Source organism: Alistipes senegalensis JC50, assembly GCF_025145645.1.
Taxonomy (GTDB): Bacteria; Bacteroidota; Bacteroidia; order Bacteroidales; family Rikenellaceae; genus Alistipes; species Alistipes senegalensis.
Genome location: NZ_CP102252.1, coordinates 780,346 through 795,101, shown reverse-complemented (window position 1 = coordinate 795,101; position 14,756 = coordinate 780,346). Strand labels below are relative to the sequence as shown.

14 protein-coding genes and 1 pseudogene are annotated in these 14,756 nt (G+C 56.4%); 6 read left to right on the top strand and 9 right to left on the bottom strand.

Translation table 11 applies throughout. The features are described 5' to 3' along the window. Positions 1–499 precede the first annotated feature (499 nt). Positions 500–1,360 (top strand): IS21 family transposase, encoded by an 861-nt coding sequence (istA, locus tag NQ519_RS03110; protein WP_019149524.1) that lies wholly within the window; start codon positions 500–502, stop codon positions 1,358–1,360. Further along, positions 1,323–1,460, top strand: a pseudogene (locus NQ519_RS03105) (ATP-binding protein); the annotation flags it as partial. The gene istA and the pseudogene NQ519_RS03105, both read left to right, overlap by 38 nt. 46 nt (positions 1,461–1,506) lie before the next feature. Here NQ519_RS03105 and NQ519_RS03100 read toward each other — a convergent pair. Together NQ519_RS03100 and NQ519_RS03095 are read right to left on the bottom strand one after the other, a co-directional pair. Continuing rightward, positions 1,507–1,755: a hypothetical protein gene (locus tag NQ519_RS03100; protein ID WP_019149525.1), complete on the bottom strand. Its 249-nt coding sequence runs from the start codon at positions 1,753–1,755 to the stop codon at positions 1,507–1,509. Next, a complete protein-coding gene (locus NQ519_RS03095) occupies positions 1,740–2,252 on the bottom strand; it encodes a plasmid mobilization protein (RefSeq protein WP_019149526.1) in 513 nt (170 codons plus the stop codon). The genes NQ519_RS03100 and NQ519_RS03095 overlap by 16 nt, the downstream gene beginning before the upstream one ends. Before the next feature lie 465 nt (positions 2,253–2,717). Between NQ519_RS03095 and NQ519_RS03090 the strand changes: the two genes are divergently transcribed. Genes NQ519_RS03090 through NQ519_RS03075 form a run of 4 tightly spaced genes read left to right on the top strand, consistent with a single transcriptional unit; the run spans position 2,718 to position 4,967 of the window. Continuing rightward, on the top strand, positions 2,718–3,479 hold the full coding sequence (locus NQ519_RS03090) for a ParA family protein (protein ID WP_019149527.1): 762 nt from the start codon (positions 2,718–2,720) through the stop codon (positions 3,477–3,479). Positions 3,480–3,481: 2 nt separating this feature from the next. After that, positions 3,482–3,928 carry a DUF3408 domain-containing protein gene (locus NQ519_RS03085; RefSeq protein WP_019149528.1) on the top strand — a complete coding sequence of 149 codons (447 nt, stop codon included), beginning with the start codon at positions 3,482–3,484 and terminating at the stop codon, positions 3,926–3,928. Between the two features lies 1 nt (position 3,929). Further along, positions 3,930–4,361: a DUF3408 domain-containing protein gene (locus NQ519_RS03080; protein ID WP_227901035.1), complete on the top strand. Its 432-nt coding sequence runs from the start codon at positions 3,930–3,932 to the stop codon at positions 4,359–4,361. A 12-nt stretch (positions 4,362–4,373) separates the two neighbouring features. Next, positions 4,374–4,967, top strand: a complete 594-nt coding sequence (locus NQ519_RS03075; protein ID WP_083870896.1) for a DUF3408 domain-containing protein — start codon at positions 4,374–4,376, stop codon at positions 4,965–4,967. Positions 4,968–5,011: 44 nt separating this feature from the next. Here the strand turns inward: NQ519_RS03075 and NQ519_RS03070 are convergent, their stop codons facing one another. From NQ519_RS03070 to NQ519_RS03040, 7 genes are all read right to left on the bottom strand, one after another. Next, entirely contained in the window at positions 5,012–6,241 is a 1,230-nt protein-coding gene (locus NQ519_RS03070; RefSeq protein WP_026076290.1) for a site-specific integrase, read from the bottom strand. A 307-nt stretch (positions 6,242–6,548) separates the two neighbouring features. Continuing rightward, entirely contained in the window at positions 6,549–8,228 is a 1,680-nt protein-coding gene (locus tag NQ519_RS03065; RefSeq protein WP_019149532.1) for a PCMD domain-containing protein, read from the bottom strand. A gap of 4 nt (positions 8,229–8,232) precedes the next feature. Then, positions 8,233–9,117 (bottom strand): hypothetical protein, encoded by an 885-nt coding sequence (locus tag NQ519_RS03060; protein WP_019149533.1) that lies wholly within the window; start codon positions 9,115–9,117, stop codon positions 8,233–8,235. A 13-nt stretch (positions 9,118–9,130) separates the two neighbouring features. Beyond that, positions 9,131–9,937, bottom strand: a complete 807-nt coding sequence (locus NQ519_RS03055) for a hypothetical protein (RefSeq protein ID WP_019149534.1) — start codon at positions 9,935–9,937, stop codon at positions 9,131–9,133. A gap of 18 nt (positions 9,938–9,955) precedes the next feature. Beyond that, positions 9,956–12,136 carry a DUF4493 domain-containing protein gene (locus tag NQ519_RS03050; RefSeq protein ID WP_019149535.1) on the bottom strand — a complete coding sequence of 727 codons (2,181 nt, stop codon included), beginning with the start codon at positions 12,134–12,136 and terminating at the stop codon, positions 9,956–9,958. 12 nt (positions 12,137–12,148) lie between these two features. After that, on the bottom strand, positions 12,149–13,933 hold the full coding sequence (locus NQ519_RS03045; protein WP_019149536.1) for a DUF4493 domain-containing protein: 1,785 nt from the start codon (positions 13,931–13,933) through the stop codon (positions 12,149–12,151). 13 nt (positions 13,934–13,946) lie between these two features. After that, a complete protein-coding gene (locus NQ519_RS03040; RefSeq protein WP_019149537.1) occupies positions 13,947–14,753 on the bottom strand; it encodes a DUF4493 domain-containing protein in 807 nt (268 codons plus the stop codon). Positions 14,754–14,756: the final 3 nt, after the last annotated feature.

Below are 14,756 nucleotides of genomic sequence, written 5' to 3'. Positions count from 1 at the left end.
GCCCCTCTGAGCCAAAAAAAAATTGATCCCTTTGGCCCCAATAAAAATACTCCCTGTTGACAGAGTGTCAGCAGGGGATTTTATATGTATTCTTGAATTTCGTTTTGGCCGACGGGGGATAAAATCCAAAGAAACATGAACATAAAGTTAAAAAATATTCTCCTGTGTCACGCATCGGAAATGGAATAAAAAGCACAGCAGTGTATTCGACATTTCCCGGAACACGGTGCGCCGCTATGTGAGAATGTATCAGGACAGCGGCATACCCGCAGAGAAACTGCCGTCGCTGAGCGACGCGCGGCTTCAGGAACTGTTCGCCATACCCGGAGCGAGAGAGCCAGGCCGTCAGAACGACAAATCCGGCTCAAGGCCCTTTTGCCGGAATATGCCGCAAGGCTTTCCCGGAAGGGTATGACGGTCAACAAGCTGTACGAAGAGTATCACACAGAGCATCCGGACGGATATCAGAAAACGTCATTCGGAATGATACTGGGGCATCATGCTGCATACCAACGCTATAAGCCATGTCGAGCACCGTGCGGGAGACCAAATGTATATCGATTTTACCGGAGACAGACTGGAGATAGTCGACAAGACTACAGCAGAAGAGAGGAAAGTGGAAATGTTTGTCGCGATACTTCCATGCAGCCACTACACATACTGCGAGGCGGTGCGGACACAGAAGAAGGAAGATCTGATCAGGGCATGCGAGGACGCCATCCGTTTCTACGGCGGAGCTCCGTGTGCGATCGTGCCGGACAACCTGAAATCGGTCGTGACGCGCAGCGACCGCAACGAGCCCGTGATCAATCCGGACTTCGAATCCTTTGCGGAGCATTACGGCTGCGCCGTGGTTCCAGCCCGTGTGCGTCATCTCAGGGACAAGGCGCTCGTGGAAAACGCGGTAAAGCTGATGTACCGGTCTGCGTATGTGTATCTTGAAGGAATGGTGTTCCATGCTCTGGAATGGCTCAACGGAGCCATCCTCAGGTCTCTGGAGAAGTTCAATGCCCGCAATCTGCCCCGTCGCAGGGAATCACGCAGTCAACTCTTCGATTCTGTTGAGCGGGGCTGTCTGCGGCCATTGTCCGCGAACCGCTATCAGATGAGACAGCGTGCTGTAGCCACCGTCCAGCGCAATAGCTACGTAACACTCAACAAGCGCCATTACAGCGTGCCGGTCCAATATGTGGGCAAGCGAGTGGATATGGTCTTTGACACCGACACAATCGACATCTTCCATGGCTTCACCCATGTGGCAACGCATCACCGCAACGACGCCCCGTACGAATACACAACGAAGCCCTCCCACAATCTGCCTGCCCGAACTGGACTGGTACAATGCAATCGGAGATTCTAAGGTGGCGGATGCGATACTTGACTGTATTATCCACACTGCACACTGCATAACGCTGACCGGCGAAAGCGTACGCAAACTCAAAGCCTTCAAAGGTAGATAATCCAAAATAAAACTGCCCCCGTCGGCCAAACTTTTTAGGGGGGGCATTAATAAAATATTTTCAGAGGCATTTCAACTTTGGTCGCAGGGAGCATCCGCGTCTGGGTTTTCCAGTTAGCTTCGAGGTACGGTCGGAAACTCTCCATGCAAGCGTCGATATCCAGTCGCCCGTGTTTGTCGAAGGGTTCTAACATCTTCTGCCAGAAAAGCACCTCGGCTTCATCTTTATCGACCTTTTCCTTGTTATAGCGCAAAGCCCCGCCGGGTGTTGCTCCGGATCTTATATTCGCAACCATTCCTTAGCTTGTTTTGCAAGGTTGAGAATCTCGATACTCAGGGCTTTCAACTCGCGGGTCCGCTGTTCCAATGCGGCGATCTGATGCGGGATAGCAACGTTGGAAAAGTGCGAATTGACAGCCTTTACAATCTGATTGTAGTTGTTCGCAAGTTTCTGGAATTGGAAATAAAAATCATTCAGCCGGGCGACGAACTGCGTCTTTGACGGGTCGCGTTTGATGACGACGAACTCTTCTCCGAAAATGCGTTTTACGATAAACCGGCTGCGGTTATGTTCCAAACCAGTTTTGCAGAGCAACTCGTTGAAGCGGATGTTCTGCTCTTCATTGAACCAGAAAGAGTACTTGTAGCTTGGTGTTTCAGATTTCCGGGCATTTCTGTTTGTCTGTTTTGGGTCGGTATTCATGATATCAGTTAAAAAGGCGTTCAACTCGGGAGAACGCCCGGCCTCGCAGAGCGAGCACCTTTGTCGGACAAATGCCAATTTGTCGGACAAAGGTACAGCTCGCTCCCATCTGGCGATGGGAAAAATCCGCGGCGGAGAATCTCTGACCGAAGTTCCGAAAATCCTCCATTACGGCTTCCGGGCGGGTCTGTTCCCGGTGCAATATTACAACCGTTTCGGGACAGACAAAAAAAATCCATCGGTGCGGACTGGAGCGGACTGGAGCGGACATCGAAACCGAAGCGTTTTACCCTGTTGTATATTGCGTCAGGAATAAAAGAAAGCGTTTGTGAGCCATGAAATCGAATCATCCTGTTGGGATATCGTGTCGGCGCGATGGCGATTGTTCCGAGACGAAATTCGTTGTTAAAATCGCTCTTTCTCTTTTTCGGAAGAAAAGATATTCATAAACTCTGAATCTCTGAAAGAGTGCATCTCTGAATGCAGCAAAAATGCAAAATTCGATAGAATGACTATCCCCAAACGCGAGTTGTCGAATCTTTTAAACTCTGTATTATGAACATCACCCCTGCAAGCATTGCCGTCTGCAATCAGAAAGGCGGCGTTGGAAAATCAACCTTCACGGTACTGCTCGCCAGTTACCTGCATTACATCGTCGGGCACGACGTGTTGGTCGTGGACTGCGACTATCCCCAATGGTCGATCCATGCCCAACGGGAGCGGGAACTATCGCTCATCGAGCATGACGATTATCACAAGCTGTTGCTGATACGTCAATTCAAAGCCACGGGCCGCAAGCTCTGGCCGCTGCTGAAATGCATGCCGCTCGAAGCCCCCGATGAAGTCGGGCGGCTACTGCAAAACGGCTACAATCCCCGCATCATTCTCTACGACTTACCGGGAACGGTCAATGCCGAAGGCGTCATTCGGCTCCTCGCGTCGTTGGACGCTGTCTTCGTGCCCCTGAAAGCCGACAAGGTCGTCATGGAAAGTGCGCTCTCCTTTGCCCGGAGTCTCACCACTAACCTTGCCCGGAATCCGGCCCTCACTTTACAGAGCGTCTATCTTTTCTGGACGATGATAGATCGTCGTGAACGCACGCCGCTTTACGACCAATACGAGGCCGTTATCCGTAAGCTCGGGCTGTCGCTTATGACAACTCACATTCCTTACCGCTCGAAGTTCAACAAGGAGCTGCTTCCGGACAATGCAGGAGTCGGCCGCTCGACGCTGCTGGCGCCGGAACGGACTTTTGCCCGTGAAGCACGGATCGAGACCCTCGCAACGGAAATTCTCACGCTTCTTAACATCCGCTGACAATGGCTAAAAAAACCAAAGTCGAAGTAGACGAAGGTCTTGTAAGACAGGTGATCGCAGGACAGCTGCCCCTCACGACGAAAGTTACACGCGAGATAGAAGATCCTGCGCAGCAAGAGCCGCAGGCAGAACCGGATGTCGCTGCCCGGGATTCCGGAGAAGAAACACAAGATAGTCCTGCTCCGGCACCGGAGCCCCGGCGGCGACGGACAATGGTCATTCCGGATTTCGAGCAGACCTATATGACTCGCCATGATATACACGTCCGCTCGGCCTTATATGTAAGTATCGACACCAAGCGAAAGGTATTGGATGTAGTTAAGAAAATCGGCAGCGAATATATGACTGCCACGTCCTATGTCGAGAATATCGTGCGGCAGCATCTCGAACTATACAAAGACGACATCAATAGAATTTATAAACAGAAAAGCACCAAAAACCTTATCTGAAATGAAAAAGAACTGTTTTGCGCGTATGCACCCGTCACTCAAGACAGCGTCCGTTCCCGACGCTCCTGCATCCGTTGTCGCCGCACCTGAAGATTCCTCAAATCCCGATTCCCAGTCTTCCGAAACGGTCGTATCCGAAAGGCAGGATGTGAAGCCGGAGAGTGCTCACGTACCGGACATACGACGGCGACGTTCGATGACATTGCCCGACTGCAAAAAAACATTTCTTGTCCGGGTGGATTACGACCTCCGCGCCTCGCTCTATGTCAGTGCCCCTACGAAACGGAAAATCCTTGAAGTCCTGAAAAAAATCGGCGGCGAGCGACTGACCGCGACATCTTATGTAGATAATATCCTGCGGCACCATCTCGAAATATTCCGCGACGAGATCAATCGCATACATCAAGAACAGAATTACCATAACATCATCTAAAATTTTTCAATCATGTTGAACGACTATTTATCCGACCTGCACTTTTGGGAAACGCTGGGTCTTATTATGTTCGGATCGATACTCCTTTGGAGTATTTTTTCCGGGATTAGTTCCTTGATACAGCATTGGCGGCGCCCGGAGCGTCCCGATGCCCCGGCACCTCTTCCGGCCGATGACCGTGAGGATTTCATCCGGGATCGAAAGCGGGAAGAGCCCAATAAACGGGAAATGCCGCTTCCGGCGCCCTTCCGGCCTCTGCGGTCTGATGACGACATCGTCACCGGCGATTTCGACCGAATGTTCCTGCAGCCAAGAAGCATTCGTGCCCGCTCGACTCTTTATGTCAGCAGCGAAACCAAACGTAAAGTATTGGAGGTTGTCCGTAAGGTCGGCGATCAGCACACGACCGCGGCTGAACATCAGAACCGGATCGTCAGGAGCCGCAGAATATCGCCTTTTCCGACGGTAGCGTTCAGCAAAATGCCGGAGATGGAAATACGCAAGGCTCGCCCTTTGGGCGATTCGCATGGCCTTGCGTATTTTCATCTCCGGCGTTTAATTCCCTGCCGGTGGGAAAACTTACATCGAAAATTACCCTGCCATTGACGAAGCAAGATCGGAAATCGAACTAGCTGTAAGATCGTAGGCCATTACTGTGCGACCTTGAAGACGCTGCTGAGTTTCTCGCTTAATGCCGCCATATCCTGTCCGATCTTGTCATTGGTGATTTTGGCATAGATTTGGGTCGTGGTGATCCGTTTATGTCCCAGCATCTTGCAGACCGTTTCCAGAGGTACACCCTGTGTGAGCGTAACCGTCGTAGCGAAGGTATGACGCGCCATGTGGATCGTCGGATTGAACGACAATCCGGCATGTTTGGCAACATGCCGTAACGACATGTTCAGTGTTTTATAAGTGCCTTTAAGCGGAAAAACCTTCTCGCTTGTGCGATATGTATCCTTATAACGCTTGTAGAGCATTTCAGCGGCGGGAAGCAGTTTGACCCGGAACTGCGTACCTGTTTTCTGGCGCCTGTCGATAATCCAGCGCTCTCCGTTATCGTCCGTATGGATGTCCGCGTGGGTGAGTTTCACTACGTCCGCATGGCTCAGGCCCGTGAAGGCGCAGAAGACGAAGGCATCCCGGTTGATGCCTGTCCGATAGTTGGGGAGCCTGACATCCATGACAGCCTGCAATTCCGAAGCCGAGAGGTAGCGACGTTCCGAGTACTCCGGCCTGACGTAGAAACCTGCGAAAGGATCGGTGGGAATCCAGCCGTTCTTATACGCCGTGTAGGTCATCAGCTTCAGTTTCTTGATAGTCGAATGGATCGTCCCGGAACGCATCCCTTGTACCGAGGAGAGGTAGACTACAAACTTTTCGATGAAATCCCGCTTCAGCTCTTTGAAAGGAATATCTTTTACACGGTATTCGTATTCGAGGAAAGAGGCAAGCCGGTTACGGCGTTTGCGGTAATTGTCATAGCTCGAATAGGCGCGGTCTTTGCCCACACGTTTGAGGAACCCTGCAAGGTATTCGTCGAAGGTCTGCAACAGCAGGCGGCAGTCGTCGCCCATACCGAGGAAGGCGTTGCGGACTTTTTCGGCCGTAACATACGAATCACGGTCGCAGAGCCGCTGGTACTGCTTGCCGATATTGGTCTTGATATTTTCCAGTTTTTCATTGAGACGCTGAGCTTCGAGGCTCTTACCGGAAGCCTTGTTCGCCTTGGCATCCCAAAGGGTGGAGCGAACGGTGAGTTTGCAGCTGAACTGCGACATCGTACCATTAATCGTGATACGACCCATGACGGGAACCTGACCATGTTTTTCCGACTGCCTTTTCACGTAGAAAAGGACTTTGAAAGTGCTGCGTTGCATAATAACTTGAACTTTGTGGATGGGTTAAACGTTAAGTCAAGTTATTTGTTATGCGGAAATCCGATGCAACAAACTGAAAACAAACGCCTTAATGCAAACAAAAGCATTTCGGGCAGGTAACGGATAAGTAACACAACTCACCGTTAATCCTGCCCGATTCTGCAATTTTATTGCTCGGAGCATATGCAGAACAGAGAATTAAACACCTGCAAACAAGATATTTACTCTTTCCTACACCTTCGTTTACCTACAAATACCGAACCGTTTCCGGACCCTGCTTTTTTTGCGTTCGGTGACGGGAGGGGCGTCAGTATGCCCACTCGAAATTGTCAATGTAGAGGACGTTCGACTTGCAGCCGGTCATGAAGTCGCCGTAGGCGCTCGTCGAGCAGGAGATGACGAGCTGATAGAGGCCGCTGGGCTTGGCTTCCCGGTCGTAGAAGTGGAGTTCGAGCTCCGTGTCGATCATCCGGTCGCCGGTCGAGCTCTCGTCGATGAAGAGCGACCCGTAGGCGATGATCTTACCCTGTTCGGTCGAAGCGGCTTCCTGCGGGTCCCAGGTGCCGGTGGGAGGTTCCGTGCCCGATCCGACTTCGCGGCGGGCGTTCCAGTCCACGATGGCGACCATGATGCGGGCCCGGTCCTGGTCCCCCATGCCGATCGGCGCGCCGAACTTCTTGTCGATGTCAACAGGGCCGATATGCTCGGCGAAGTACTGCACCTTCAGGGCCCTGGGACGGGCTTTCCAGGCGTAGGTCTGGCCGAACGATACGACGCCCCGGGTGATGAGGTCCTTCTGGAAAAGTCCCGTGAAGAGGTTGCCCGAGGCGAGGACTCCCACGGCGGAGGTGGCCTGCAATTTGGCGCGCGTGCCGCCGGCGAAAGATGCCTGCGTACACAGTCCCTTGGTGAAGGTGTTGTTGCCGCTGCCCCAGAATTCGGCCGTCTTGTTGTTCTGCGTCCAGCAGCTCATCGAGGCGTCTTCCATGTCGCCGTTGGGGATGGTGTTGCCCGCGGGGGCCGTGTACTCCAACGGTGCGCCCTGCTCGCTGCCGCCGACCAGCAGCCGGAATTCGTAGGTGTGGCCTGCGAACAATCCCTTTTTCGGCACCAGTTTGTAAACGGTCAGTCCGTTCGGATTGGTTTCCGTTTTCCATTCGGGGGCGATCGTCGCCGTCAGGATGCCGGCGTCGTAGCCGCTCTCCTGCATCGGCTGCCACTCCGTGTCGCCCTTGATGCGGTATTCCAGCGCGGCGCCTGAGGCATACTCCTCGGCGGAGATGAGCGCCGTGACCGTACCCGTATTCTGCCACAGGTCGGCTTCCCGAAGCGCCACTTTCACGTTGGTCGTCTCCACGTAAAGCATCCACCGCTCGGTGACGCCGTGGCAGGTAACGTCCACGAAGCGCACCGATTCGAAACTGCTGCCCGAAAGCTCTTCGAGCGAGGGCGAATAGGTGGTGATCTCCGCCGGGCCGAGTTTGAGCTCCTCGATTTCGATATGCCCCAGATCGGTGTCGTCGGGGACATAGACCCTGACGATGCGGTTTTCGGTGTCGATCTCCGTGGCGCCGATCTGTCCCGTCACGCTGAAGCGCCGCTCGATGGTCTGCACGGCGCGGATCGTCCAGTCGTAGTCCTGATAGAGCGACAGCGTGGTGTAGATCGGCGAGAGCAGGTTGAACGTGCCGGTCAGCTCCTGCGAACTGCGCACCTGATCCAGAAGTTCCGCCTTGTTCAGCTCGATGCTGTGTACGACGGCGTCGTAGGTCACGGCGTCGATCTTCACGTTGCGGATGTCGGTGGCTTCGTCGAGCGTGAGGGTGACGACCCGCGAGGTGACGTTGTTTTCCGAGACCGAGAAGCCCTCTCCCTCGACGTTGGCGATGCGCAGTTCGACGACGGGGTAGGGAATATCGTTGCTGATGCACGACGCTGCGAGGAGCGCCGCGGCCGCTGCGAATGCTGTTTTCAGGTATCTGGTCATAACTTTACTTCTTTTTCTTGTCCCACAGGTGTATCGTCATGCCGAAGTTGATGGCGGCGATGTTGAGCCGGAAGCGCATGTTCGAAGCCTCGCGCGAGCCGGTTTTTTTGCCGCTCTCGTCCTTTTGCGTGACGGAGTTGTACTGGATGCCGCCCAGCCCGAACGACACCGTGGCGCAGACGTTGGGGAAGATATAGACGGCCGCTCCCGGATTAAACGCCAATTTCACCTGCGTATTGTCGCTGTACGTGGTTTTCATCTCGTCGTTCGACGTGTTCGGCTGGTAGGAGAACTTCGAGGAGCCGGTCGCCAGCGAGAGTTCGAACTCGGCGAACAGGCCGAAACGCCCCTTCGGGTCGAGCCCCGCATAGGAGCGGTGGAAAATGCCGAACGAATAGTTGTCGCTGTTGATGTCGAGTTTGGGAATCTGCCCCGAGGCGTCGTTGCTTTCGCCGAGGTCGTAGCGGGCGTTGTCGAGGCTTCCGCCCATGTGGCGGTAGCCGAAACGCACGCCCAGACAGCTGTTGTCGCGGTAGAAGTAACCCACGAACGGTTTTACGGTGGCGATCGAACCGTCGGCGTTGATGCCGTCGATCAGCAGCATGATGTCCGTGTCGTCGCTCGACAGCGTGCCGTAGGAGGCGGTCAGACCCATTATCACCTCGCCCTTGTAGGCGAATTTGAGCTTGTTGATCTCGCGGTCCATGCGCCGGCGCGTGGGCAGGAAGCGCTGCTGTTTCTTCGGCTCGGCGGGAGACGCGGAGATGCCGGAGGCCGCCGGGGCGTTTTCTGTCGCCGGGGCGTTCTCCGGGACCGGAACCGACGGCGTTTCGGCGGCGGCCGTGAAGGCGAGGCATGTCGAAAGGAGGAAAAGTATGATTCGTGTCATTGCTGTGCCGTTTTTAGAGGTAGAAGGCCATGCCGAGGCCGATCGAGAAGATGTTGACCTTGAAGTTCATCATGCTCGTGTTGCGGTTGCCTACGGTGACCTGGTTGTGAACCTGCTTGGCATGGTTGTAGGTGATACCCATCACGCCGACGTTCACCTCGACGGCCATGTTGTTGGTCGCAAAGGCCACGATGCCCGGCGAGATGCCCAGCGAGAGGGTGTAGCCCGTCTCGTAGGTGCCTTTCACGGGCGAATCGTTGGCGAATCGGGCCTGCGTGCCGCCGGCCGAGAGCGACATCTCGTTGAACAGCGCGAAACGTTTGTTGCGCCCCAGCGGGATGTACTGGCGCCAGATCGCCGCCGCCGAATAGGTCTGGCGCAGCGCGTAGTAGTCTTTGGCCACGATGTTCGTGCCCGTTTCCGAGTCGCCGAAGTGGAGTTCGGCGTTGTCCAGTTTGAGCAGCGTCCGCGAGTAGATGAAACGGCCTCCGAGAGCCATGTTGTCGCGCACGGCATAGGCGATCAGGGGGCTGATGCGGAAGGTGTAGCCTTTCGAGTCGATGCCCTCGACCACCAGGAATTTGTAGTTGTCGTTGGTGTGGGTCGAGTAGGACGCCGTGCCGCCGAAGACCCATTGTCCTTTGGGGACGAACAGGTTGTGGGTGTCGGTGAGTCCGCGTTCGCGGCGCATTTCGTTGATTGTTTTCGGAACCGGGCCGGCCGCATCGGTGTTCGGGGCTGTTTCCTGTGCGCGCAGGGCCTGCGCCGCGGCCGAGAGGCACAGCACGAGGACGAGCGGGCGGATGAATAGTTTGCGCATCGGATTGCGTTTATTTGGTTAATAGACCCATTCGAAGTTTTCCACGCAGAGGAGATTGGATGTACTTCCCGTCACATAGTCTCCCTTGTAGCTCGTAGCACAGGAGATGACCAGTGAATAGTTGCCTGCGGTCGGGGCCTTGTCCTTGTCATACCAGAGGAGCGGCAGTTCCATCGTCTCCCAACCTTCCGTTGACTTCCCGAGTTTTTTCGATGAATAGCCCAGGATCGGGCCTTCGTTGAAGAGAGACTTGGTCTCCGGGTCCCAAAATGTGGATTCGTCGGACGATGCTCCCGATTTTACGGCGTGGCGTCCGGTCCAGTCGATGACGCAGACGAAGACGCGTGCCGAGTCGATGTCGTTCGTTGTCAGACCGCTGTTGCCCGTATTGGTGATATTGGTTACGGTTGCCTTGTAGCGGAGCCGCAGGGCCCGGGGACGGGCCGTGAACGTGTATTGCACGCCGAAACGGGCGTAGCCGAACGTGTCCGTGAATCCGGTTCCGCAGTCGAATGTTCCGGTGAAGAGATTGCCGGCGGCAAAAATGCCGAATTTCTCATCGGGTTTCAGTTGTGCACACTTGTCGCTGTCATCGTTGTCATTGACATTAACTCCGGTGCAGAGGGTATTGGTTTGCTTGTTGTTGCCGCCGACCCAGAACACGGTGCTGCTGTTCTCATTCGGATACGGGACGGTTCCGCCTGTGATCGAGCTTCCCGTGACATTATAAGTCGTCCAGTAGTCCATTCCGGCATTGTAAATGGTGTCGCCTGCGGGAGTCGTCAGCGATGCGGAATAGGTTCGATCGCCGATCATGCTTCGTAATTCATAATCGTTGCCGGCGGTGATGCCTTCTTTACCGGGTTCCGGTGTGTAGACCTTCAGCCCGGCTTCGTTCGTCGATTCGGTCCATTCGGGTCGGTAGGTGGCGGTGTAACAGCCGTTTCCGTCGGCCGTTCCCTCCGTTTCCAGCCACGATTCCCCGTTTTTCAGCCCGAAGGTGACGGCCGAGACGTTCGGATCGACGACCACGGCCCGCAGCGTGACCGTGTTGGCCCAGAGGTCGTAATCCTCTTTTCCGACCGGCAGGATTCCCTGCACGCGGAGTTCCGAGGCGACGGTGGCTTCGGCGTCCTTCGTGTCGGCGATGCGGAACGAGGCGGAGTGACTGCCTGCGGGACATCCTGCGAGGAACGCTTTGGAAAGGGTGACCGTCAGGCTGAGGTCGTTGTCGCGGACGACGGTGATTCCCTCGGCCGGAGCGTCGCTCATCATCAGGTCGTAGATCTGTTCGCCGAACCGGAGTTCCGCGGTTTTCAGGGGCGCCATAGCCGCGAGTTTGTAGCTTCGCGTCCAGGTTTCTTCGGGGATGTAGCCCTGGGGCTGGGCGATGTCGAAGCCGTCGCCCTCGATGGTGGGGTCGGGACTGAAAATGATCGTGTCGTCCTGCTCGTCGGGGTTGGTGTTGACCTTGATGACGACGCATTGGATGAACCCCGGCAGGTCCTTCGAGAACAGGCAGGTGAAGACATACTTGCCTCCGGCCTGGATGTTCTCCTGCCGGCCCTCCATGACGATCTGCCCGCGTTCGGAGTGGGTGCCTTCGAAATGCCAGACGAAAGTCGTCACCCCTTCGGGCAGGGTGAAGTAACCCGTGGCGTCGGAGGTGTATTTCAGCGCCGGGACGGCCTCCTGCTCGGCTTTTTCCTCGTCGAAAGCGTCGTCGGCGACGATCCAGAAGCGGAAATTCGTGCCGAAAGCCGTGGCGACCGAGGCGTCGAATTTCACTTCGGCGGCGGTGTTCTGCATGCGGCAGTTCACGTCGGCTTGGGTCGTTTCCCCGGGGGTGACGGTGAAGGTCTCTTCGCCTTTGTAGAAGCGTTTGGTGAACGAGGCGGGGACAGCCTCCCCGGCTTCGACGGCGATCCGGTATTCCCCGGCGATGAGCTCCAGTTGCTTCACGAAGGTTTCGGAGGTGTATTTGCGGATCAGTTCGTTGCGCGAATTGTAGATGCGTGCGACCAGATGGTCTTTCGGGTCGTATTCCGCGTCGGCTTCGGCGCGGGTGGTCGAAATGTTCATTTCGAGTACGCCCGTGCCCGCTGCGCCGCTTTCGCCCGTCGCCTCCTTGGAGCAGGATGCGGCGACGGTCAAGACCGTGCAGAGCAGCAGAGCGGCGTGTGTGATATGCTTTTTCATGGTGCGGACGGGTTAGGGCAGGGGATGAACGTAGAGTTGAAGGGTCGCGATGGTCGTTTGTCCCGCCTTGTCCGTAATTGTGAGTTTGAAGTCGTTGTTACAGTCGGAGGCGACCTGCTGCATCAGCGCAACGAATGGCGTGATGGAGATCGTCGGCAAGACGGTTTTGCCCGCAACCTCTTCGTTGACCGGGAACCCGAATCCGCTCAGGATGGCGGCGACTTCCTCCGGGCTGTTGCTTCCGGCGGCGGGAACGTTGCAGAGGTCGAATACGGCGGGGATGCCTACGCTCAGCAACTCTTCGGGAGTCAGTTTTTCGGAGATGATCTCCACGACCAGCGATTGGATGCCCGCTTCGGCCGTGATGTCGATGTCGATCGTTTCACCGCCGAAGATCTCGTGCCGCTGGGTGAGGTCGTGCCCCGGCCAGGCGACGGTCGGCTTTGCCGTGCCTTTGCTGACCACGAGGCGGAGCTCCGCCGAGGTCGAGAGGCCCTTGGCGTCGGTCAGCGTGCAGGCGAAGGTGTGGGTGCCTTCGAACCCGGGATCGGCGTAGAGCATCGGAATCTGTCCCGCAATGTCGAACTGTTTGGAGGTCGCGCCGCGGAGCTTGTCGCCCAGCGGAAGCCCGAAGCCCGAGAGAATCGCATAGGCGGGGCCCTGCGTGGTGGCGCAGAGGTCGAGCGAATGGGGAATCTGAATCTCCGTGAGAGCGTCCATGAAGGCGGAGTTCGTCGATGAGAAAGTCAGCACGAGCGATTCGATGCCGTTGGGGGCGGTCAGATTCAGCGCGAAGGGCTCGGTGCACTTGCCGTCGGCGTCGAACATCGAGGAGGTGATCCGGAACGGTTCCGTGAGGTCGTGCCCGGGCCATTCGATCGCCGGGGCCAAGGGGTCGGGACCCTCTTCGAAGACCGGTTCCCAGACGTTCGCCGTGCCGTCGATCCGAATCTCCTCGTCCATTATGAAATTCTTAACGTCGATGTCGAATTTGATCCCGCCCTTGTCGGCATAGGTGATTACGAGCGTGATCTTGCGCCACTGTCCGGCCTTGACGTTGGGGATCTCCTTGTTGAACTGAAGGGGTGTTTCGGGCGTGTCGGCGAAAGCTCCCGTCAGGTTGAACTTGAGCGTGTTGAGCTCTGCGAGGGAGGTGAAATAGGCCGCGCGCGTCTCACCCTTGACAAAGACCATCGGCGTTTCGCCCAGCGAGATCGTGGAGATCGTTTCGGCGGTGAACTGGTCCGCGAGGTCTTTCGAGCACGTGAGCGTCACCTTGATGTTGCTCAGCGTGCAGACGATCTCTTCGAGGACGGTGTCCTCGTTTTTCTCGATCGCAAAATCGCGTGCCGCGAAATAGACCGGATGGTCCCAGTCGGCGAGTTTCGAGGAGGGTTCCTCCGAACGGACCTCCAGTTTGTAACTGCCCGTCGGAAGCTCCATCTTGCCGTCGGTATCCGCCGTTTTGGTTCGCAGATTGGCATACGTGTCCTTGTAGACCGTCGTGCCTTCGGCGTCGAAGATCTCGACGATGAATTCATCGACATCGGGCTGTGCCTCTTCGGCGCGCGTCTGAGGCTTGACCGTTTCGCTTGACGTGTCGTCGGGCTGCGTGTCGGTCTGGTCGTCGTAGATGACGCGCATCGTCATGCCGGCCATCGACAGATAGCCCGTGCCGTCCTCCGGTGCAGGGGTGGTGCCGGGTTCGTTCTTGTAGGCCGGTTCCTCGTTCACGCAGCCTGCCGCGAAGAGAATCGCCGTGATGGCTGCCGTCAGGATAATGGAAAAAGTCTTCATATTTCGTCGTTTTTTATTTGCTTGGAATGGCCTCTTCGTTCAGTTCGACGGGGATTACCCGCGTTTCGCCTTCGCCCTCGCCGAGGACGATGTTCAGCGAGGCGCTGCCGGCGTTCGATGCGTCGAAGGTGAAGATGTGGCAGGTGGCCGCCACGGTGGCGTCGAGCGTCTCGGCGGGGAAGGTGTAGAGGGGGCCTTCCTTCTCGCCGTCCTGGCTTTGGCTGCGGGCCGTGCCGCTGACCGTGAGCGTCGTGCCCGTCTTCACCCAGATGCGCTCCGGGTCTCCGGTTCCGTCGGGACGGAACGTGAATTCGTTGCCCGAACCGGTCGTCACGGTAAACTCCGCATCGTGGTAGAATTTAGCGAAAGCCTCCGTAATCCGGACGAAGGTCTGCGATTTGGCGACATGGGCCGTCACTTGGGCGGTGTTGACGCGGCGGGCCGCTACGTCGATGTCGGTCGAACCGGAAAAATAGGGCTTGTCGGGTCCTTCGGTTTCGGGATCGCCGTGCTCGACGGCGATTTTGTAGGGGCCTTCGGCGAAGACATTTTCTTCGGCCTCGAAAGCCGCGACGCTCTCCCACGAGCGGTCGAAATCGGCGCCCGTGATCCGCAGGGCGAATTCGCTGCCGTCCGGGGCCGTGATTTCGGTGCGGGTTGCCTTCGGGGAGGCTTTTGCCTCGGCGTCGATCGAGAGATCGGTTCGGCAGGCGATGCGGATCGTGCCGCAACCCCCCCCCGCGTTCGTTTCATTCGTTTCGTTACATCCCGCGACTGCGACGGCCGCCGATGCAAGGATGCTGATAAGATGTCTTTTCATGGC